The sequence below is a fragment of the Photobacterium sp. MCCC 1A19761 genome (assembly GCF_037389125.1).
GTDB lineage: Bacteria > Pseudomonadota > Gammaproteobacteria > Enterobacterales > Vibrionaceae > Photobacterium.
Genome location: NZ_JAZGTF010000004.1, coordinates 136,572 through 157,644 on the forward strand (window position 1 = coordinate 136,572; position 21,073 = coordinate 157,644).

The following is a 21,073-nucleotide window of genomic DNA, read 5'->3' on the forward strand; positions in this document are numbered from 1 at the left end:
TATTAGAATTATCAAGGAACAGACATGAAACTTCATACAGCCCTACTTGCGCTTGCGGCCTGTGGCCTTAGCACTGCCGCCCTCGCGGAGGTTAAAGTCGAACTGCCTTACAGCAGCGAACTGGTATTGGTCAACGGCAAGAAAGCAACGGGCAATGAGACGCTCACTCTGCAAAACGGTGAACACCAGATTGCTTTCCGCTATCAGGATAACTACCGTGCAAACGGGGAATACAAGCTCTATAAATCCGAAGTCATCATCATCAAATTTTCCGGTCAGGATACGACCTACCAACTGGAATTGCCGAAGCTCCGGACTGCCCAGGAAGTTCGCCGCTTCGATAAGAGCCCAACCCTCAACCTCACCGATCCTCAGGCTCAGTCGGTTTCATTTGCCCAGGACAAGCTAATTAAGCACGGGATGCAATTTGGCCGCGATTACGAAAAAGAGATCCAGGCCTATAACCTGACCAATGCCCCGGCCGCTCTGGCATCACTGGCCGTCACACCAACGCCGCAACTGGTTGCGGCACCAACAACCGCGAGTGCGGCAACGCCTGCGAAGGGTCAGAATGTGGCAGAGAACATGCTGTTCTACTGGTACGAACAAGCCGATGCAGCCACCCGCGAGCGCTTCAGAGCCCAGATTAACCAACAAGCACCAGCTCAATAACGTCCGCTCGATCAGCAGCCTGCTCTTTCAGGTCAATTCCCGGAGCCGGCTGCTCTTTGTCTTGCAGATCAGACCTCTTTCTTTCCCTTAATTTGATTTCTTGGGCAAATTAAGCACAAAAACAGATTAAACAATCACCTGTTTTTGCGAGTCATCGTGTAAATCATCACAACAAGTCGCTTCAATTTTGGCAAGTTTCCTATAGTTCTTTCACGGCAAACATAAAGCAATAATATGCCGTAATTGATATTTTGACCAATAATAAACAATGACTTAAGGATGAAACAATGACTCACTCAAAACAGGGAGCTATCCTGAAGACCAGTTTCAGGCTCAGCGCCCTTGCCGTTTCGTGCCTGCTGGCCTTCAATGCCCAGGCAGCAATGGACTGTACATCGATCGAAGCGTGGAACAGCGGGGCGGCCTACTCCGGTGGGGCGCAGGTTCAGGAAGGAAATAAAGTTTACGAGGCCAAATGGTGGAACCAAGGCAGCAATCCGGCAACCCACTCAGGGCCGAGTCAGGAGTGGCGTTTCATTGATGACTGTGCACCGACCGGAAACGTTGCCCCGACGGTGTCACTGACCTCCCCTACCGGCGGCCCGCTCACCGCAGGCAATCAAGTCACGATTGCCGCCGATGCCAGTGACAGCGACGGGACTATTGCCAAGGTTGAGTTTTACCTCGGCCAAACCCTGCTCGCGACGGTCCAAAATGCACCCTACACCACCACTTGGACCGCAACCGCCGGCAGCCATACCATTACCGCCAAGGCGTTTGACAATCTCGGGGCGGTTTCTAAATCCACAGTGGCCGTGACCGTACAGCAGCCGGATACCGGTAATGCCGCCCCAACCGTGGATGTAGCACTATCCGTAGCAACGGTTGAAGTGGGTGCTGCCGTCACCCTGACGGCCCAGGCAGCCGACAGCGACGGCAGCGTCGATAAAGTCGATTTCTTTGTCGCCGGAAACCTGATCGGCACCGTGGCGTCCGCTCCATACACCCTGAGCTATACCGCCACGCAGCCGGGTGCCCTGGCCATTGTTGCCCGTGCGACCGATAACCTGGGTGCCACCACAGACTCTGCCGCAGTGCAACTCACCGTTACCGGCGCCGCCGCCAACAACTGCCGCCCTGACGGCCTCTACCAGACCGAAGGGGTGAATGTTCCATACTGTACGGTCTACGATGCCGAAGGCCGTGAACAGATGGGCGCAGATCACCCTCGCCGAGTCATTGGTTACTTCACCAGCTGGCGTGCGGGCAACGATCCGCAAACCTCCTATCTGGTCAACGACATCCCCTGGGAGCAGCTGACCCATATTAACTATGCTTTCGTCAGCATCGGCTCTGACGGCAAGGTCAATATCGGCAATGTCAACGATCCGACCAACCCGGCTGTCGGCCTGACATGGGATGGCGTTGAAATCGATACGGCCTTGGGCTTCAAAGGTCATTTCGGGGCACTTGCCACCGCCAAAGCCAAACACGGAGTCAAAACGCTGATCTCGATCGGGGGCTGGGCTGAAACCGGCGGCCACTTCGGTGCCGATGGCCAACGCGTCGCGGACGGCGGTTTCTACACCATGACCACGAACGCCGACGGCAGCATCAACCACGCCGGTATCGAGACCTTTGCCGATTCCGCCGTCGCCATGATGCGCCAATACAAATTTGACGGTCTGGATATCGACTATGAATATCCAACCAGCATGTCCGGTGCCGGGAATCCGGATGATGTTGCGTTCGCAGAGCCTCGCCGCCCGCACCTGATGAAATCCTATCATGAGCTCATGCGCGTGCTGCGCGAGAAGCTCGACCGCGCCAGTGCCGCCGACGGCACACACTACATGCTCACGATTGCCGCGCCGTCCTCCGGCTACCTGCTACGCGGTATGGAAACCATGGCGGTTACCCAGTATCTGGATTACGTCAACATCATGTCGTATGACCTCCATGGTGCCTGGAACGATCATGTCGGGCACAATGCTGCGCTGTACGATACCGGAAAAGATTCCGAATTGGCCATGTGGAACGTGTACAACACCGCCGCGTACGGCGGCATCGGTTACCTCAACACAGACTGGGCCTACCATTACTTCCGCGGCTCCATGCCGGCCGGCCGGATCAATATTGGCGTGCCTTATTACACCCGGGGTTGGCAAGGGGTCACCGGGGGTGAAAATGGTCTCTGGGGACGCGCGGCCCTACCGGATCAAACCCAGTGTGCGCCGGGTACCGGCGAAGGCGAGAAAAATAACTGCGGCCACGGTGCCATGGGACTGGATAACCTCTGGCATGACCAAAATGCTGCCGGTGATGAAATGGGGGCAGGCTCGAACCCTATGTGGCACGCCCTGAACCTGGCTCAGGGGGTTTACGGCTCTTACACTGCCGCGTACGGTCTGAACCCGAACACCGATCCGCTGGTCGGCACCTACACCCGTCACTATGACAGCGTCGCAGTCGCCCCTTGGCTGTGGAACGCGGAGAAGAAAGTCTTCCTGTCCACCGAAGATGAGCAGTCGATCAATGTCAAAGCTGACTATGTCATCGACAAAGGGATTGGTGGGATTATGTTCTGGGAGCTGGCCGGGGACTACAACTGCTATACCCTAGATGCCAACGGCAACCGAGGCGCGGTGGATTTGACCGAAAATGCTTGTAAGACCGGCAATGGTGAATACCACATGGGGAACACCATGACCCAAGCCATCTATAACAAGTTCAAGGCTGCGACGCCTTACGGTAATAGCGTTGCGACTGGTGCCATCCCGACCGAAGCACTGGATATCACCATTGCCATCAGCGGTTTCAAGGTTGGCGATCAGAACTACCCGATTAATCCGAAGATCACCTTTACCAACAATACCGGTCAAGCGCTGCCGGGCGGTACGGAATTCCAGTTTGATATTCCGGTTTCTGCCCCCGATAACGCCAAAGATCAGTCGGGTGGTGGTCTCAAGGTGATTGCCTCTGGCCATACCCGCGCGAACAACATTGGCGGGCTGGATGGCCCGATGCACCGGGTTGCCTTTACCTTACCAACCTGGAAGAGCCTGCCGGCCGGCGGAACCTACGAGCTGGATATGGTTTATTATCTGCCGATTTCCGGACCGGCAAACTACAGCGTCAATGTGAATGGTAAAAACTATGCATTCAAGTTCGAGCAACCGGACCTGCCGCTGGGTGATATCAGCACCGGTAACGGAGGTGGTACACCGGGCGAATGTGTTACCACAGGGATCAACACCTACCCGAACTGGCCGCAGACCGATTGGGCCGGAAACCCGAGCCATGCCAACCAAGGAGATAAGATCATCTATAACGGCGTGATCTACGAAGCCATTTGGTGGTCCAACTCAATTCCGGGCAGTGACAACACCTGGAAAGAAGTCTGTACCTTATAAAACCGTCACACGTCATCTACCAGCGCGGGGTCTATGCCCCGCGCTTTTATCCCCCCGCCAGTATCACCGAAACAGTAGCTCACAAAATAGTCAAAATTACATCACCCGAAGTCAAACAAAACATCAGCTTTTTGACGGTTTTATCACCAGGAAAAATGCGAGATTGCGCTCAAAAAATGCACAAACAGTTCGATGGCCAATAATTCATAATTAACAAATCCGTCATCGATATTTGCATCCTATAAACAAGTATTTATAAAAATATTATTAATGAGCATTTCATATTTCCAGCGCTTAGGATTCTTCTGGCACCGGGGCTGTCGATAATAAAATATTCATGTTCTAACCAAATGTAAATTGGCCATTTTCCAATTTCATTCCTCAAATTAACAGGACTTTTTTGCGCCCACCTTCCTCTTCGGGTACAACACGCCGGACTAAACTTGTACCAATTTTATGGTAAAGTCTCGCCATATTAACCATAAGTCGAACAATAGAGTGTTTAACAAGGACCATGAAAAAAGCGATTAACCTGTTCGTTCTGATTTTTTTATTTCTGCCGATCACAAGTTTTGCAAGTAAGACTCACGGCAATACATACAGCAATCAAAAAACGCCGGAATCGATCATCAACCATGTCTATCAGGAAGCGAAACTAAAAGGTGTGGTTGATTATCAAGTATTTAAAGAAGGGTATAACGCGTATTACCAGACGCCGGGCAGAAAAAAGCAAATTCTGACCATCATTGACTACAGTAAGCCATCCACAGAAAAACGCTTTTTCGTCATTGATCTCAATCGGAACAAGCTGATCTATCGCACTTATGTCTCCCATGGTGTGAACAGCGGCGGACGCAAAGCAACCCGCTTCTCTAATCGGGTCAATTCCCGGCAAACCTCGCTGGGTACCTTTCTGACCGACACAACCTACTACGGCGGCAACGGCTACTCCCTGAAACTAGACGGCATGACCCGCGGTATCAACGACAATGCCCGACGTCGTTACATTGTGATCCACGGCGCCAACTACGCCACAGAGTCTTTCGTCAAACGCCATGGCTATCTGGGACGGAGCTGGGGTTGCCCTGCACTACCGAGCGGATTATCGCGCCAGATTATTGATACCATTAAAGGCGGCAGTGTCATTTACGCACACGCCTGAGTCATCCGGTCATTCACATAATTGAATAAGACCAACAACGATTCATCTCACTCGCTTCACGGCAAAGGTATGACGCATATGTCATACCTTTTTTATTAATTTAATTCAGACTGACTTTCAATTGAGCCACTTATTTGGTGAATTCATTTCTAGGCAGTTATATCCAAAATAGCACTCACCCGAGTCATTCACTTTATTCCAATCATCATCCCGCTGACAGTAAATGTCATTAAGTCCATAAATGGTTTCGACCCACGAATGTCATTGAATAAGCAAAGATATTTCATGACCTGCACTTTTAGTCATCAACCGATGATAGTAATAATCCACGACTCCATGGCGGGCAGTCAACTTTCTGCATCACTGCAAGACATTCATTTTCATTATTCTCTGATGCAATGCCTTTATCTGCATATCTAACGAGCAGACATCTTTGGGTCAACAGTTATTTACCATTATCGATTTACTGCACGTTTCTTTTCCGTGCATTTCTTTGCCTTGAATCCCTTTACCTCGCAGTTCTTCAATTTAAATCGAGCCAAACATCTGTCTATGAAACCTTTGTCAGCCCGGATTTGCTCACCCCAACGACCATCACCACTCTTGTTTCTTAGAGTCTGAGCTCTGGGATCGAGCAAGGTTCGTAGGGAGCTCACGGCCAGATTTACAGTCAAAAAAAATCCCTGCGCGAAGGCAGGGATTTTCCGACACTAACCTAAATGGCAATTATGCCAGTGCTTCTTCAGCTGAAACGAATGGCAGGTTCAGTGCTTCTGCAACTTCGTCACAAGTGATTTGGCCACGGTAAACGTTCAGGCCGTTCATCAGGTGCTTGTCTTCTTGCAGTGCAGCTTTGTAACCTTTGTTTGCCAGCTTCAGGATGTATGGCAGCGTTACGTTGTTCAGCGCAAACGTTGAGGTACGGGCAACCGCGCCAGGCATGTTCGCAACACAGTAGTGAACAACATCGTCAACAATGTAAGTTGGGTCGCTGTGCGTGGTCGCATGAGAAGTTTCAACACAACCGCCCTGGTCGATTGCAACGTCAACAATGGCCGCGCCTGGTTTCATTTTCTTGACCATCTCAGCAGTCACCAGTTTCGGTGCAGAGGCACCAGGAACCAGAACACCACCAATGACCAAGTCAGCTTCCAGAACGTGTTTCTCAATCGCATCTTTCGTTGAGTAAACGCACTTCACTTTACCTTCGAACTGAGCGTCCAGCTTGCGCAGCGCATCAATGCTACGGTCCAGAACGACAACATCTGCACGCATACCAACGGCCATTTGTGCAGCGTTAGCACCAACGACACCACCACCGATAATAACAACTTTCGCAGGCTCAACACCTGGAACACCAGCAAGCAGCATGCCGCGACCGCCTTTGGATTTCTCCAGTGCAAAAGCACCAGCCTGGATAGACATACGGCCCGCGACTTCAGACATTGGCGCCAGCAGAGGCAGACGGCCGTTATCGTCAGTTACTGTTTCGTAAGCGATACAAACAGCTTTGCTGTTGACCAAGTCTTTAGTCTGCTCTGGGTCCGGGGCCAGGTGCAGGTAAGTAAACAGGATTTGACCTTCACGAAGCATCGCACGCTCAACAGCTTGCGGCTCCTTAACTTTGACAATCATTTCTGATTCGGCAAAAACCGCTTCTGCTGTTGGCAGAATTTGAGCACCGGCATCAATGTAGTCCTGATCGCTGAAGCCGATACCTGTACCCGCTTGTGTTTCAACATACACAGTATGTCCATGTGCCACAGCTTCGCTTACAGAAGCAGGAACCATACCTACACGGTATTCATGAACTTTAATCTCTTTAGGTACACCGATAATCATTATTATATCCTTGCTGACTCGTTTAAAAGTTATGTACACAATAATGAAAAAAGACCGGAATGTGTCACCGTTTTTTAACCTAGTTCCAACAAATCCATCTAGTATTTTCTTCTAAACTGGCACAATAAACTGTTTTTGACCTAGCTCACACAACAAAAATTGGATTTTCGAGCACAAATTAGACCACCTGACCATCATTTGTTGCTTATCTAGTGATAATCCCTGCCGTGAGCAGCATATATAGAAATAATCTCTATGGAGAAAGTGCCAAATACCGACTGCGAGGCCAAAAAAACACAATTCCAACAGGATAAAATACAGAATTTCTTACTTCTGCAGCATGATTTCAGGTTCAATGCGCGATATTGCTGCGAATCAGGGCTATTACATTTCATCACACAAAATCAACATTCCCATTCACCTTCGCCCAGCGAGCCAAACGCCGGTTCAATGTCACCCGTAAGTCACTTTTCCGGGGGAAATTGCGATTAAATACCGAACAGGCATCATCGTAACACGCGGTTACCGACGGGGATCTGATATCGGAATTAGTATTTAAGACACTGATTTTAAATAGGAACAAATAAAATAAACACCGTTTGAATGGCGAAATTCAGAGACAAAAAAAGCCGCTTTCGCGGCTTTTTGGGTTAAGGCATGTTAGTCCTCAAACTCCCAAGGCATATCCGGGAGGGCGTTAAGATTTTCAGAATAACGCTTGAGGTTAAAGCTACCGTCATTTTTGGCAACATCATACACTTCAACAGACAGGGCACATGCCATCATTTCAATGGCTTCTTCCCTCGGGGTGCCGGTCATCATCAAACGCATCAGCGTTTCTTTCACTTTGATCGGGTTCCCGTCGGCCAACTGGTTTTCGATCGTTTCAACCAGCATGTCACCGTTCATGATTTCATCATTTTGCATAATTTAACCTGCTCATCAGTTTCGCAGACGCAGTGTAACAAAATCTCGCCCTCATTGCTGTTGCAGCAATGTGAAGCAACGTTCAAACGGCACCGCCTGACTAAAATAGAATCCCTGAACATACTGGCAGCTCATGTCCTGCAATAACGCCAGTTGCTCTTGGGTTTCAACGCCTTCGGCCACCACCTGGATCCCGAGCTTTTTGCTGAGATCTATGATCAACGACACAAGAGTTTGGCTATCACTGCTTTGCTCGATGTCTTTGATAAACTCGCGGTCGATTTTGATGATATCCGGCCGGAGCTCAACCACCGCGCTAAGCGACGAGTACCCGGTACCGAAGTCATCCATCGCTACTTTGATATCCCGTTGCTTAAAATGGTTCAGCAGACACTGAATATCGCTGCTCTCTTTGGACGCGATCGATTCCGTGATTTCAATAATGATCGCGTTATCCGGCAGGCCATAGTGCTGGATCACCTCCCACACCTGCTCTTCTTCCGCGTTGTTGATAAACTCTTTCACCGAGCGATTGACCGAGAAGCTCACCGTGTCAAATCCGGCGTCGTGGAGCGTTTTCAAATCGCGACAAGCTTTATGCAGCACAAAAGAGCCCAGCTGTTTAATCAAGCCGTATTTTTCCGCCAGCGGGATAAACACCGCCGGGGAGACAAAGCCTTCCACACCATCAAACCAGCGCACCAGGGCTTCGAACTTCGAAATATTACCGCTCTGAGCATCCACAATCGGCTGATAATAGACCGTCAGAGCTTCATCAGCGATGGCATTTTTCAACCGATCCCGCAGCCGGAGTTTCTGCAAATACTCAGACTGAAGATCGCCGTCATACTCGCAAACACCGTTACGCCCCCGGCCTTTCATGTTATACATGGCATAGTCGGCATTCTTGAGCAACGCATGATGCGTCGTGCCGCTATCCGGGTAGGTCGACACCCCGATACTCACCGTGGTATTAATCGTGATGCCATCAATCAGCAGCGGCTTGGAAATTGTTGCAACTACCTCATGGGCGATGTCTTTTGCTTCGTTCGCCCCGCTGTCGGGCAGCAACACACAGAACTCATCGCCGCCATAGCGGCAAATGTTATCGTTCTCCGTAAACTGCTCCTTCAGCCGCTCGGCAATATGGGTCAGCACCCGGTCCCCGAAATCATGGCCGTACAGATCGTTAATCGACTTAAAGTCATCCATATCGATGAACAACAGGGAAAAGACCTGGCTTTTCTTGCTCACCGAATTAATTTTTTTCTCAACCCGGTGCACAAAGCTCCGGCGGTTGACTAACCCGGTGAGCGGATCGCAGTACGCGAAGAAGGTCAGCTGCTCTTCTGCTTTCTTCCAATGGCTAATGTCGCGGAACACGGCGACATAGTTAATGACTTCATCGTTGCTGTCCCGGATCACATTGATCGACATCTCTTCCGGATAGATCTCACCGTTCTTGCGTTTGTTCCAGACCTCGCCTTTCCAGTGCCCCATTGTCGTCAGGCTGTACCAGAGATCCTGATAGTATTCTTTCTCATGCAGGCCTGAGGAAAGCACACTCGGCGTCTGGCCCAGCAGCTCTTTTTCCCGGTAGCCCGTCGTTTGTTCGAACGCCCGGTTCACCGAGATAATCTTGTTATGGCGATCAGTGATCAGGATACATTCGGAGGTATTGTCAAACACCACCTGGGCGCGGTTCAACTGGCGACGCGCTTCAACGGTGTTGGTGATGTCGCGCTGAATCCCGGCAATGCGGGTCGGCTCACCTTTGTCATTTTTTGCAATGACACTTCCTTTGAGCTTCAGCCAGCGCTCGTTACCTTCGATCAGCTCCGGAAAGCGTTTCTCGCTGAGTCGAAACTCAAACTGGAACACGCTGGTAAAATTCTGCTGAATAAAGCGCTGGAAAAAACTCAGTCCTTCGGCGCGATCTTCCGGATGAATGCATTCAATCCACTCTGCAAAATCACTGCCGTCTTGCGGTTTGTCCCGGCCGAGAATATTCCAGAATTTCGGCGAGGTGAAAAACTCCTCGCTGATCAGATCATATTCCCAAATCCCCTCTTCAACCGAGTTAAAGGTGGTATTGAGTTTGTGTGATGTTTTGGTCAGCTTCGCCGAGATCTGGTACACATCAGTCACATCATGCACCGTCCCCCGCATCAGCAGCGGCTTGCCCTGTTTATCCCGGATCACATCTGCACGCTTGCGCAAATATTTGATCGAGCCATCGGCCAGTTGCGCCCGGTGGACCAGGTTATAACTGACTGAATCGGATTCAATCGAATCATGCAATGAACTCAGCACCCATTCCCGATCTTCGGGATGGATGAATTCTGAGAGCAAATCAATCGAAGGCGTAAGGCCGGTATCTTCAATCCCGTAGATCCGGTAGATTTCCCGGCTCCAGGAAATAGTGTCCGCGGTCAGATCCCAGAACCAACTACCGACCTTCGCCACCCGTTGGCCCTCTTCGAGCTCCCACAACAATTTTTCCTGTTTGGACAACAGCTGGGTGTATTTCAGTTCGACCCCGAGCAGGTAGCTCAAATCCTGGCACCACTGCTGTGCGGCCTCCGTGTGTTGGTACGGTCGATCAAACAGGCAGACAATGATGCCAACGGCCTCGTCGCTGTCGGTAAAGACGGGGATCCCGAGGTAACCCTCGACATTCATGCTCTGGAGCGCGATATCGTTCGGAAACAGCGCCTTGATATTCGCCGGATAGCTGCAAGCCTGACTGCCATGCTGGACCAGCTGACATGGTGTCCCTGTCAGTGGATAGGTAAACGGATCACTCAGCTCACCCTGGATCCGGTAGGACAAGGTGCTGGCATAGTGCCTTGTCTCATCAAAACAGCCAATAAAACAGTGCTTCGGTGATAAGAACTCATACAGCAGATGCGTGGCTTCATCAAACAGTTGATTCCCATGTAAGCGCTTGAGCGCATTTTCAATCGTGGTATTCATCACTCGCTTAGCAATAGTCAGACTTGGTCAGTAACCCGGTTATGTCCGCGGGTTATCAAAGGCAAAACGGAGTGAGACTCTACATGATGAAACTGGTTTATTAAAGTGAGCGTCTAATGGGAGGAAGATCAAAGTTTCAAAATATTGATATGTATCACTATATCCCGAAATTTTGCCATCTGTCTGTTACTACAAGGAGAATCATGCTTTTAGAGCATAGAATAACGACAGGAAAAGTGACAGCAGCCAATCTGGCTGCTGTCTGTGGTTAATTCGCCACTTGTGGTTTCGGGTGTGCCGGTAGCCAGAGGGAAATCACCGTGGTCACGGCAAGAAATGCAAATGAAACCCACAGGCATGTCGCCAATCCTGCCACCTGATACAGCCAACCGGAAAGGACGGTTCCGATCAGGCGACCCATCGCATTGGCCATGTAGTAGAAACCGACATCCAGAGATACGCCGTCATCTTTGGCATAGCTGACGATCAGGTAGGAATGCAGGGAAGAGTTGACGGCAAAGACGGCCCCGAACACCAGCAAGCCACCGACAATCGTCAGCCCCGGCTGCCAGCCTGACTGGACCCCAAAGGCAACGCCAGCCGTAATGAGCGCCAAAACTCCGGCCCAGCCCATTGCAGCTTTACCATCCGGCACCACGCCTTTGGTTTTCCCAGTAATACGCGGGGCGATGCCCTGAACAAAGCCGTATCCAATCACCCACAGGGCAAGAAAGCCGCCGACGGCACTATGCTCCCAGCCAAAAACCTGCCCAAGGTAAATCGGCAGCGCAACCACGAACCAAACATCCCGAGCGCCGAACAGAAACATCCGGGCGGCAGAAAGAATGTTGACGCTGCTGCTTTTCGAGAAGATATGACTGAACTTCACCTTCTGCTTGGCCTTGCCCATATCCTTGTCCAAAGCAAACAGACTCAGGCACAGCACGCCCAGCAGTACACCGGCCATCGCCAGCACTGCGCCTTTAAAGCCAATGGTGGTCAGCAGTAAACCACCGAGAAAAAAACCCGCGCCTTTGAGGGCATTTTTCGAGCCGGTCAGAATCGCGATCCATTGATACAAGGCACCCTGACGCTCGTCCGGCACCAGAGTTTTGATGGCACTCTTGGCGCTCATCTTATTTAGATCTTTGGCAATGCCCGATAATGCCTGTGCCAGCATCACCCAAGGCACGGTCAAATAGGTCGACGGCACGGCCAGCATCGCCAAGGCAAGCACCTGCATTCCGAGCCCGACATTCATGGTTCGGTTCAGACCCAGTTTGGCGCCCAGCCAGCCGCCAATCAAATTCGTGACGACACCGAAAAACTCATAAAACAAAAACAGCGATGCAATTTCCAGTGGTGTGTAGCCCAGCTGGTGAAAATGCAGCACCACCAGCATGCGCAGCGCCCCATCCGTGACCGTAAAATTCCAGTAATTAAAGGTCACCAACATATATTGGCGCACGTCTTTCGATAAGTTAGAAAAAGCAGCAAACATGCAGAATTCTCTTGTCAGTTGCGCAGCACTCGCACTGCGGCGGGAAAACAGGCCAACAGCACCGGGGTTTCCCGTGTCCTGTGGCCTGCTCAATACTGCCCTTACAGTGGTGTCGCTCAGGCCGGTTTACGCCAGGCCGACTTTACGGATCAGCTCGGACGTGCGGGTTGCATAACCCATCTCGTTATCGTACCAGGCGTACACTTTGACCATGCGGTCGTTCACCACCATAGTCGAGAGCGCATCAACGACCGTCGAGCGTTGATCGCCTTTGTAGTCAATGGAAACCAGCGGACGCGCTTCAAAACCCAGGATCCCCGACAATTCGCCTTCCGCGGCTTCTTTGAGCAGCGCATTGACTTCTTCGGCCGTGGTATCACGGCTAACATCGAAAATGATGTCGGTCAGGGATGCGTTCGCCAGCGGCACACGGACTGCGTGGCCGTTAATTTTGCCCTTCAGCTCCGGGAAGATTTCGACAATTGCCGTTGCCGAGCCGGTGGTGGTCGGGATCAGGCTCATGCCGCATGCACGGGCACGTCGCAGATCTTTATGCGGCGCATCCAGAATGGTTTGGGTATTGGTCAAATCGTGAATAGTGGTGAATGAGGATTGCTCAATCCCCAGTTTCTCGTGGATCACTTTCACCACCGGGGCAATACAGTTGGTGGTACAGGATGCCGCCGTCACAATGCGATGTTTTTCAGCATCAAACAGATGATCGTTCACACCCACCACAACGTTCAACACGCCTTCTTCCTTCACCGGCGCAGAGACGACGACACGTTTAACGCCTTGATCCAGATATTTTTGCAGCAGCTCAGTTTTACGGTGTACCCCGGTTGCTTCCAGCACCACGTCACACCCTGACCAGTCAACTGCATCAATATCGCGCTCCTGAGTACAGCGAATCCGATGCTCGCCAATTACAATGGCATTGTCTTCTGCGGTGACTCCGTGATGCCAGCGCCCCTGGACAGAATCAAACTCCAGTAGGTGCCCTAAAGTCTGTGCGTTCCCGGCCACATCGTTAATTTGTACAAATTCAATGTCCGCCCAGTCATAAGCTGCACGCAGCGCCAGACGGCCGATACGACCAAAACCATTGATACCTACTTTAATCGCCATGCTTCATTTCCTCTGTGCAAGCATATCTTTAAATATTTGATAAAACATATATATGGATTAGCGAATATTAGCCATGTCCCGGACGTCTGGCTAGCCCTTTCTTAAAAAATTCATCAAACCCTGTTCAGCCGATGTTTCACCAGCGGCCATCCATCCAAGTCAATCGCCGGAATCACACCGCTACAGTGTAGCGTGGCCGATTGACAACAAGATGATCCCCGGCAAGGCCAAGGACGAACAAACCACTTCCCGGCCACAAAAAAACCCCGTCGAAACGGGGTTTGCGTTGCCAACTTATCACGCTGTTTTAGTGGAGTTCTGGTTAAATGGGGCCTCAGGTTGCTCGAACTTCGGGTTTATTCAAACTGCCGGATATAGTCGAGGTGAGCCTGGCGAGTAAATGCCCCGGGGCGAAGCGCCTGAATTTGCGCGATCGCGGTATCCAGCGCCACGCCACGCGCCAGCATCAGCCGGGCCGCAATCAACCCGGTCCGACCGGAGCCACCCATACAATGGATCGCCAATGATTCGCCCTGATATAACATGGCCTGCGCTTCACGATTGGCTTGCGGCCAATTGGCATCAAATGCATCGCCCGGAGCGCAATCATCTTCAATCGGCAAATGGAACCATTTCAGCCCCAGCGACTCACACGCCTGAGCCAGCGCCGTCAGGCCATCATCGGCCAAATCACCGGGTTCAAGCGCGGTCAGCACCGCTGTGGCACCCGCATCTTTCAGTTGCTGCAAGGCCGCTTTCAACGGCGTTTCTTTCGTGCCGGGACAAGGCGTCAAAATTAATTGGCCACTCCCTGCCAGCGGGAGGGTCCAGTACGGGTGTACAGTCGACATGGTTTTTCCTGTAGACATTTGAAATGTAATAAATGAAAGCCGAACGCTAAGCATTCAGCGTCGAATCTTTATGGCTGTATCCTGGTTTTTTCCGATCGGCCAGCGCTGAGAGTTTCAGCTTTTCTGTATTGATCATACCCGGATTACCGTTTCTGACCGTGGCCAGTGTATGCCGGATCCAGGTCGGCAAATTCTCGGCCAACCGGTAGAAAATCCACAATCCTTCACGCTGATCCTGCAGAACGCCACCGTCACGAAGCAGTGCCAAATGCCGCGAGACCTTCGGCTGACTCACTTCCAGCACCTTGGTCAAGTCACTGACCGACAGGGCCTGTTCGTCTTCGATCAGCATCAGAATCCGTAGCCGGAGGGGATCACTCATAATTTTAAACAACTCAACCGGGCCAATCACATCCTGCTGCGCTTCCCCATTGAGCATCAGAAACAAGGCTAGCCGCGATCGCAATCCTTCCAGCGTTTCCCGGAACGGCGCCAGTCCTTCGAGCGGTTTCGGATCTTTAAAATCCCAATGAATCAACGCGTCAGAATCTGAAAACAGCGCGCATTCGTTACTGGCTCTGTCACACAAGGTGATGACCACATCAAAATGTTGATCCTGCAATGCCTGTGCAGACATGCTATGGAGATTCTCGGCATCGATCCCGGCCTCAGACAACACCTGATAAACCCGCGGATCCACCGTTTCCGGCTTCATGCCGGCACTCATGACCTGGTAGTGCTCACCCGCCATATGGCGCATCAGCGCTTCCGCCAGTTGAGAGCGGGCAGAGTTGCCGGTACAAAGAAACAAGATTTTCTTTTTCATGAAGGACTCAGTCGATAAACAGCTGAACCCAGTATATATGAGAGACTATATATAACAATAGCCATATATAGAGTTCACGGAACTGTCAACAAACTGAAAGTGAAGGTGCAGAGTCCGCGGCGGGGCAAAACCTTCTGCAAGTCCAGAAGGCATAAAACAGCGCGGATCCCAAATTGATATTAATCGGCGGTATTAAACAGAACCCACTGATGGACCTTATGGGCAACATGCGGGTGGGTGAGCAAATCGATATGATTGATCCCACCGACCACCCACTGATGGGGCTGCGGATAATTGAGTGCCGATTGTCCCTCACTGGCAGCGCCCAGGGCACTCGAAACCGGCACCAGGCCGTCCCCCAGGCGGAGATTTTTTTCATCATCCAGGTTTTGCCCCAAACATGAGGCAATGGCGTAGCAAGCAACGCCCTGCGGTAAGGCAGGACGTTCATGCTGCAACGCCAGTTCTGCCTGCGGTTGCCAGTCCGTGTGACGAATATATCCCTGACTTAAGTCTTTGGTGCCGCTACTGCGGATCTCCGACAACCGGGTCAGCATTTTAAGATAAGGGCTGTCGGCGATTCTGTCGTCGATCCAGCAGGCCAGCTTCGCCAAAGGCGCACCGTTGTGGGGAGAGCCGAGGGTAATAAAGGTATTGAGTACCGAGAGCCAGGACAGTTGATGTTGCTCGGCATAATAGCAGGCACTGCGGGTCACGAGTCCCCCCATACTATGGCCAATGATCACCAGCTCTTTCACCTGGCATGGCCAAGTCATCACCAGCGCGTCCAGCATCCGTGCGAAATTCTCCCCATTTTCCGAGATATGCAGACCCGTGTTGTAACGCAGATAAATCGGGGTATAGCCATATCGGCTGAGGCTTTCGCCGTGATCGTGCTCTTTGCGTTTCCACTGCACATCGTTCATGCACCATCCGTGGACACAGACGACAATGCGCTCAGAACAACGCGTCAGTTGTTGCTGCAGTTGCCCCGACTCCAGCACCAGGGTTTGATGCTGATCCCGCAGCAACATCGGCTGCAAGAAACGACTGTTGCGTTGTGCCAGATAATCGCCAATCGCCCCATTGAGCGTCGCGATCACCATCTCGCTCTGAACCGGCGGTAATCCGGATTCAATGAAGTCGCCGATTTTCTCTTTCGCCGCCAGCTTGTTTTCAGACATTTTGGACGAAAATTCATCCATCACCGCCTGAAACCTTTGACTCAGGTTATTCTTCGAAATCATACACCAACCTACTGCTGCCAACGTCGCTTCCTATCATTTATGAGCCAACATCAGAAATCAAGTCAATCTCGAACAGGATTCACACGAATATTAAAATTGAGAATCAATCAGCGGAATGACCATCCATTGAATTTAAATATAAATAATATACGAAGCGCGCTACTCTATTGTAAAAATAAAAATTAGAAAAATCACTCTAACTTTTATTTATTCATTAAAATCAGAATCAGGCCATCAAAATAGCCTGAAACTTTTTGACGATTAAATCATATCAACCGTCTCTAATTTATGATTAAAGGACTTTTTTAAATAAGATGCCAAAATCATATCCGAAGCTTTCTCCGCGATCATAATGGTGGGGGCATTGGTGTTGCCACCAATTAAAGTCGGCATAATCGAAGCATCGACCACCCGCAATCCGGATACCCCCCGAACTCTGAGTTCAGCATCAACCACTGCCATTGCATCTTGCCCCATTTTACAGGTCCCGACCGGGTGATAAATCGACTCGGCCTTGCGGCGGATAAAGGCTTCCAGTGCCTCATCCGTTTGTACTTCTGTCCCCGGAAAAACCTCCTGCCCGCGATAGCGGGCAAACGCCGGTTGCTTGAGGATGTCACGCGACAATTTCAGCGCTTTGATCATCACCGCCATATCCTCCGGGTCATCCAGATAATTGGCCCGAATAACCGGTGGTGTGGTCGGTTCGGCATTCCTGAGCGTTAACCGACCACGGCTTTTCGGCCTTAAATTGCACGCATGGAGTGAATAGCCGTGACGCACCGTCTGCCACAAATTCAGGCCGTGGTTGTCGAGAAAACATGGGGAAAAATGAAACTGGATATCCGGCACCGCAAGCTCAGGCGCGCTTTTGGCAAAGCCGCCGGCCTCCGCAATATTCGACGTGAAGTTTCCTTTTCGATACAGGAAGTAATCAAACACACCTTTCACGGAGCGCAGCAACGCGACCGGTGAAAACCCAATCGAGTAGAAGGTTCTCTCGCGCGTCACGGCCAGCACATCCAGGTGATCCTGCAGGTTTTCCCCAACACCGGGCAGATGGTGAACCAGCGCAATCCCATGCTGGCTGAGCTGATCCTCTGCCCCGACTCCGGACAACAGCAGCAGCTGCGGGCTATTGATGGCCCCACCGCTGAGCAGCACCTCGCCACGACAAGACACCGTGTGCAGCTGACCATGTCGGCGGTACTCCACACCCGTGGCCCGGGTGCCGTCGAACAACACCCGCGTGGTCAGCGCGTCCGTGATCACCGTGAGGTTGTCCCGCCCCTCTGCCGATCGCAGATAACCGGCAGCCGTGCTGCACCGCTCGCCATTCTTCTGGGTCACCTGGTAATAACCGACGCCCTCCTGTTCACTGCCGTTGAAGTCCTGCGCCCGCTTATGACCGGCTTGCATTGCTGCTTCAATAAAGGCGTCTGACAGCGGGTTATGGACCCGCAGATCCGACACATGGAGCGGCCCGCCGACACCATGATATGCATCTTCCCCGCGAAGCTGATGCTGGGATTTTTTAAAATAAGGCAACACATCCTGATAGCCCCAGCCCTCGTTCCCCAGCGCTGCCCACTGGTTGTAGTCGCAGGCATGACCGCGGATATAGCACATCGCATTGGATGCACTACTTCCTCCCAGTGTTCTGCCCCTGGGCCAAAACAGCCGACGGCCTCCCAAATGGGGTTCCGGCTCGGTGTAGTAGCGCCAGTTCATTTTTTTTGAATGCATCATGCCGATGATGCCGAGCGGCACCCGGATCATCAGGCTGGCATCCTTCGGTCCGGCTTCCAGCAGGCAAACTTTCACCGATGGATCGGCAGACAACCGGTTCGCTAATACACAGCCGGCCGACCCCGCACCAACAATAATAAAATCATACATAACATTCCCTCGGTTAAATGTGATGATTTGCCAGCCAGATGAATAATCCCAGTCATGGTTATTCTTTATTGATTCTCTAATAAATCATAGGCAACTTTTACTCACTTTGATTTGTTTTGATTATTCCCTTGCAATAAAAAGTTTCAGTAAAAATAAAAAGGTGATCTGTTTAATAGTTTTCGATTTTGGGTAAAGACAACACATCTGACCAGTGTAGATTTAATATTGTATAAAGGAATACTCATTTTTTTGCCTGCATTTAAGGAGATCTCATGGCATATTTTCTGACTGGAGGGACCGGTTTTTTAGGCCGTCACCTCATCTCTAAACTGGTTCAGCGTGAAGGCACCATTTTTGTCCTGTGCCGAAACGAACAGGCGCAGGATAAACTGGCCGAGCTGGCCACAGAACTACAGATTCAGGCCGACCGCGTGGTGCCAGTGATCGGCGACCTGACTCAACCCAGACTGGGGTTGTCTGAGTCAAGCATTGCCGATCTCCGCGGCAACATTCGTCACTTCTTCCACCTGGCGGCCATTTATGATCTCAAGGCCAGTGCCGAAATCCAGGAAGCGGTGAACGTGCAAGGGACGCAACATGCGCTGGATGCCGCAGAAGATCTCGATGCAGGCTGCTTCCATCACATCAGCTCAATTGCGGCTGCCGGGCTGTATCAGGGCCACTTCCGGGAAGATATGTTCGAAGAAGCGGAAAATCTGGATCATCCGTACTTCTCAACCAAGCATTTGTCAGAAAAAACCGTCCGCGAGCACTGCATGGTGCCTTACCGGATTTACCGGCCGGGGATGGTGATCGGTCACTCCAAAACCGGGGTTGCCGACCGCGTGGACGGCCCGTATTACCTGTTCAAAATGATCCAACGGATCCGCTCAGTGTTACCGGCCTGGGTACCGACCATCGGCCTGGAAGGCGGCAGCCTGAATATTGTGCCGGTCGATTTCGTCGTGAACGCCCTGGATCATATCGCCCACCAGCCGGATCTGGATGGCCGCTGCTTCCACCTGACCGATCCCAAGCCTTATCGCTCAGGCGAAGTGCTGAATATCTTTGCCGAAGCCGGTCATGCCCCGCGCATGGCCCTGCGCCTGGATGCCCGCCTGTTCGGCCTGATCCCGAACCAGGTCAAAGGGGCAATTCTGTCGTTGCCGACCATCCGGCAAATCACCGATGTGACGCTGAAAGATCTGGGGATCCCGGCTGAAGTTCTTAAATTCTTTACCTATCCAACCGAGTTCGACTGCCGGGAAACCCAAATGGCGCTGAAAGGCTCCGGGATCGAGTGCCCTCGCCTGCCGACTTATGCTCCGGCTATCTGGGACTACTGGGAACGCCATCTGGATCCGGCGATCTCCGGTGATCGCAGCCTGAGCGCGCGGGTCTCCGACAAGATCATCCTGATCACCGGCGCCAGCTCCGGGATCGGCCAGGCAACCGCGTTCAAACTGGCGGAAAACGGTGCCGAAATGATCCTGGTTGCCCGCGATGAAGAAAAACTGGCAGCGACCAAGCAGGCCGTTGAAGAGCGCGGCGGAATTGCACACACCTATACCTGTGATTTATCCATCATTGAACAGGTTGAGCAGCTCATTGAGCAGGTGCTGAGTGATCACGGTCGGGTCGATATTCTGATCAACAATGCCGGTCGTTCTATCCGCCGCTCCATTGCCAACTCAATTGACCGCTTCCACGACTTCGAGCGGACCATGCAGCTCAACTATTTTGGTTCACTGAAACTGACCCTAGGGCTGCTCCCGGCAATGGAAGCGCAGGGCGGCGGCCATGTCATCAATATCTCTTCGATTGGTGTGCTGACCAATGCGCCACGCTTCTCGGCTTATGTGGCCTCAAAAGCCGCGCTGGATGCATTCACCCGTTGTGCGGCTTCAGAGTATTCGGATCTCAACATCCATTTCACCACCATCAATATGCCGTTGGTGGCGACACCAATGATCGCCCCGACGAAGATCTACCAGTCCGTCCCCACCCTGACGCCGAATGAAGCCGCCGATATGCTGGCCACCGCCATCATTGACAAGCCGAAGCGAATTGCCACCAACCTGGGCATTTTCGGCGCGGTCGTACACGCCCTGTTCCCGAAACTGGCCGAAATCGTGATGAACAGCAGCTTCCGGATGTTCCCGGATTCCAAGGAAAGCGATCAGGGTAAAGAGCAAAAAACCGAGAAAGCCTCCTCAGCAGAGCTGATTGCTTTCTCTGCCCTGCTCAAGGGGATTCACTTGTAAGCCAAATACAGACAAGTGACATGTAATAAGGAACACACCGCATACACTGAAGTGGCTGAGCCACACTTTGAAAAGGAAAAAGGAATCATGGCAGATTTACAAGCAAATTTTGAACAAGCGCAACTGGATGTCAAAACACTCACCCAGCGTCCGTCGAATGATGAACTCCTGGCGCTGTACTCACTGTTCAAGCAAGCCACCGAAGGCGATGTGCACGGCAGTAAACCCGGCATGTTTGACTTCAAAGGCGCGGCGAAGTATGAAGCGTGGGAGCAACTGAAAGGCATGGACAGCGATACGGCGATGCAACAGTACGTGGATAAAGTGGCCGCCATGAAAGCTGCTTACGCATAAGCGTGAAGCCG

The 21,073-nt window shown here is 51.7% G+C and carries 14 protein-coding genes; 5 read left to right on the forward strand and 9 right to left on the reverse strand.

What is annotated here, in order from left to right:
• Nucleotides 1–24: 24 nt before the first annotated feature.
• The 3 genes from VV869_RS07220 (at nt 25) to VV869_RS07230 (ending at nt 5,247) form a co-directional block, all read left to right on the forward strand.
• Nucleotides 25–672, forward strand: coding sequence for a YccT family protein (locus tag VV869_RS07220; protein WP_337734313.1), 648 nt, complete (start codon nt 25–27; stop codon nt 670–672).
• A gap of 287 nt (nt 673–959) precedes the next feature.
• The gene (locus VV869_RS07225) at nt 960–4,085 is read left to right on the forward strand and encodes a chitinase C-terminal domain-containing protein (RefSeq protein WP_337734314.1); all 3,126 of its coding nucleotides are present in this window, start codon (nt 960–962) and stop codon (nt 4,083–4,085) included.
• A 514-nt stretch (nt 4,086–4,599) separates the two neighbouring features.
• Entirely contained in the window at nt 4,600–5,247 is a 648-nt protein-coding gene (locus VV869_RS07230; RefSeq protein ID WP_337734315.1) for a murein L,D-transpeptidase catalytic domain family protein, read from the forward strand.
• A 726-nt stretch (nt 5,248–5,973) separates the two neighbouring features.
• Here VV869_RS07230 and ald read toward each other — a convergent pair.
• The 9 genes from ald to VV869_RS07275 form a co-directional block, all read right to left on the reverse strand.
• Nucleotides 5,974–7,089, reverse strand: a complete 1,116-nt coding sequence (gene ald / locus VV869_RS07235) for an alanine dehydrogenase (RefSeq protein ID WP_337734316.1) — start codon at nt 7,087–7,089, stop codon at nt 5,974–5,976.
• Nucleotides 7,090–7,749: 660 nt separating this feature from the next.
• The gene (locus tag VV869_RS07240; RefSeq protein WP_337734318.1) at nt 7,750–8,016 is read right to left on the reverse strand and encodes a hypothetical protein; all 267 of its coding nucleotides are present in this window, start codon (nt 8,014–8,016) and stop codon (nt 7,750–7,752) included.
• A gap of 51 nt (nt 8,017–8,067) precedes the next feature.
• Complete coding sequence (locus VV869_RS07245) at nt 8,068–10,992, reverse strand: sensor domain-containing protein (RefSeq protein WP_337734319.1); 2,925 nt, start codon at nt 10,990–10,992, stop codon at nt 8,068–8,070.
• A 268-nt stretch (nt 10,993–11,260) separates the two neighbouring features.
• A complete protein-coding gene (arsJ, locus tag VV869_RS07250) occupies nt 11,261–12,493 on the reverse strand; it encodes an organoarsenical effux MFS transporter ArsJ (RefSeq protein WP_337734320.1) in 1,233 nt (410 codons plus the stop codon).
• A gap of 126 nt (nt 12,494–12,619) precedes the next feature.
• Nucleotides 12,620–13,621: an ArsJ-associated glyceraldehyde-3-phosphate dehydrogenase gene (locus VV869_RS07255; RefSeq protein WP_337734321.1), complete on the reverse strand. Its 1,002-nt coding sequence runs from the start codon at nt 13,619–13,621 to the stop codon at nt 12,620–12,622.
• A 356-nt stretch (nt 13,622–13,977) separates the two neighbouring features.
• Nucleotides 13,978–14,472: a cyclin-dependent kinase inhibitor 3 family protein gene (locus tag VV869_RS07260; RefSeq protein WP_337734322.1), complete on the reverse strand. Its 495-nt coding sequence runs from the start codon at nt 14,470–14,472 to the stop codon at nt 13,978–13,980.
• 46 nt (nt 14,473–14,518) lie between these two features.
• Nucleotides 14,519–15,298 (reverse strand): metalloregulator ArsR/SmtB family transcription factor, encoded by a 780-nt coding sequence (locus tag VV869_RS07265; protein WP_337734323.1) that lies wholly within the window; start codon nt 15,296–15,298, stop codon nt 14,519–14,521.
• A 179-nt stretch (nt 15,299–15,477) separates the two neighbouring features.
• Entirely contained in the window at nt 15,478–16,545 is a 1,068-nt protein-coding gene (locus tag VV869_RS07270; protein ID WP_337734324.1) for a PGAP1-like alpha/beta domain-containing protein, read from the reverse strand.
• Nucleotides 16,546–16,806: 261 nt separating this feature from the next.
• A complete protein-coding gene (locus tag VV869_RS07275) occupies nt 16,807–18,444 on the reverse strand; it encodes a GMC family oxidoreductase (RefSeq protein WP_337734325.1) in 1,638 nt (545 codons plus the stop codon).
• A 272-nt stretch (nt 18,445–18,716) separates the two neighbouring features.
• On the opposite strand from VV869_RS07275, the gene VV869_RS07280 reads away from it, so the two are divergent.
• Both VV869_RS07280 and VV869_RS07285 read left to right on the forward strand, forming a co-directional pair.
• Nucleotides 18,717–20,708 carry an SDR family oxidoreductase gene (locus VV869_RS07280; protein WP_337734326.1) on the forward strand — a complete coding sequence of 664 codons (1,992 nt, stop codon included), beginning with the start codon at nt 18,717–18,719 and terminating at the stop codon, nt 20,706–20,708.
• A gap of 87 nt (nt 20,709–20,795) precedes the next feature.
• Nucleotides 20,796–21,062: an acyl-CoA-binding protein gene (locus tag VV869_RS07285; protein WP_337734327.1), complete on the forward strand. Its 267-nt coding sequence runs from the start codon at nt 20,796–20,798 to the stop codon at nt 21,060–21,062.
• Nucleotides 21,063–21,073 lie beyond the last annotated feature (11 nt).

Coding starts and splice junctions, on each gene's coding strand:
- VV869_RS07255 (WP_337734321.1), bottom strand. CDS start 13,621: ATGGCGATTAAAGTAGGTATCAATGGTTTTGGTCGTATCGGCCGTCTG.
- VV869_RS07260 (WP_337734322.1), bottom strand. CDS start 14,472: ATGTCGACTGTACACCCGTACTGGACCCTCCCGCTGGCAGGGAGTGGC.
- arsJ (WP_337734320.1), bottom strand. CDS start 12,493: ATGTTTGCTGCTTTTTCTAACTTATCGAAAGACGTGCGCCAATATATG.
- VV869_RS07225 (WP_337734314.1), top strand. CDS start 960: ATGACTCACTCAAAACAGGGAGCTATCCTGAAGACCAGTTTCAGGCTC.
- VV869_RS07240 (WP_337734318.1), bottom strand. CDS start 8,016: ATGCAAAATGATGAAATCATGAACGGTGACATGCTGGTTGAAACGATC.
- VV869_RS07270 (WP_337734324.1), bottom strand. CDS start 16,545: ATGATTTCGAAGAATAACCTGAGTCAAAGGTTTCAGGCGGTGATGGAT.
- VV869_RS07280 (WP_337734326.1), top strand. CDS start 18,717: ATGGCATATTTTCTGACTGGAGGGACCGGTTTTTTAGGCCGTCACCTC.
- VV869_RS07230 (WP_337734315.1), top strand. CDS start 4,600: ATGAAAAAAGCGATTAACCTGTTCGTTCTGATTTTTTTATTTCTGCCG.
- ald (WP_337734316.1), bottom strand. CDS start 7,089: ATGATTATCGGTGTACCTAAAGAGATTAAAGTTCATGAATACCGTGTA.
- VV869_RS07285 (WP_337734327.1), top strand. CDS start 20,796: ATGGCAGATTTACAAGCAAATTTTGAACAAGCGCAACTGGATGTCAAA.
- VV869_RS07220 (WP_337734313.1), top strand. CDS start 25: ATGAAACTTCATACAGCCCTACTTGCGCTTGCGGCCTGTGGCCTTAGC.
- VV869_RS07245 (WP_337734319.1), bottom strand. CDS start 10,992: ATGAATACCACGATTGAAAATGCGCTCAAGCGCTTACATGGGAATCAA.
- VV869_RS07275 (WP_337734325.1), bottom strand. CDS start 18,444: ATGTATGATTTTATTATTGTTGGTGCGGGGTCGGCCGGCTGTGTATTA.
- VV869_RS07265 (WP_337734323.1), bottom strand. CDS start 15,298: ATGAAAAAGAAAATCTTGTTTCTTTGTACCGGCAACTCTGCCCGCTCT.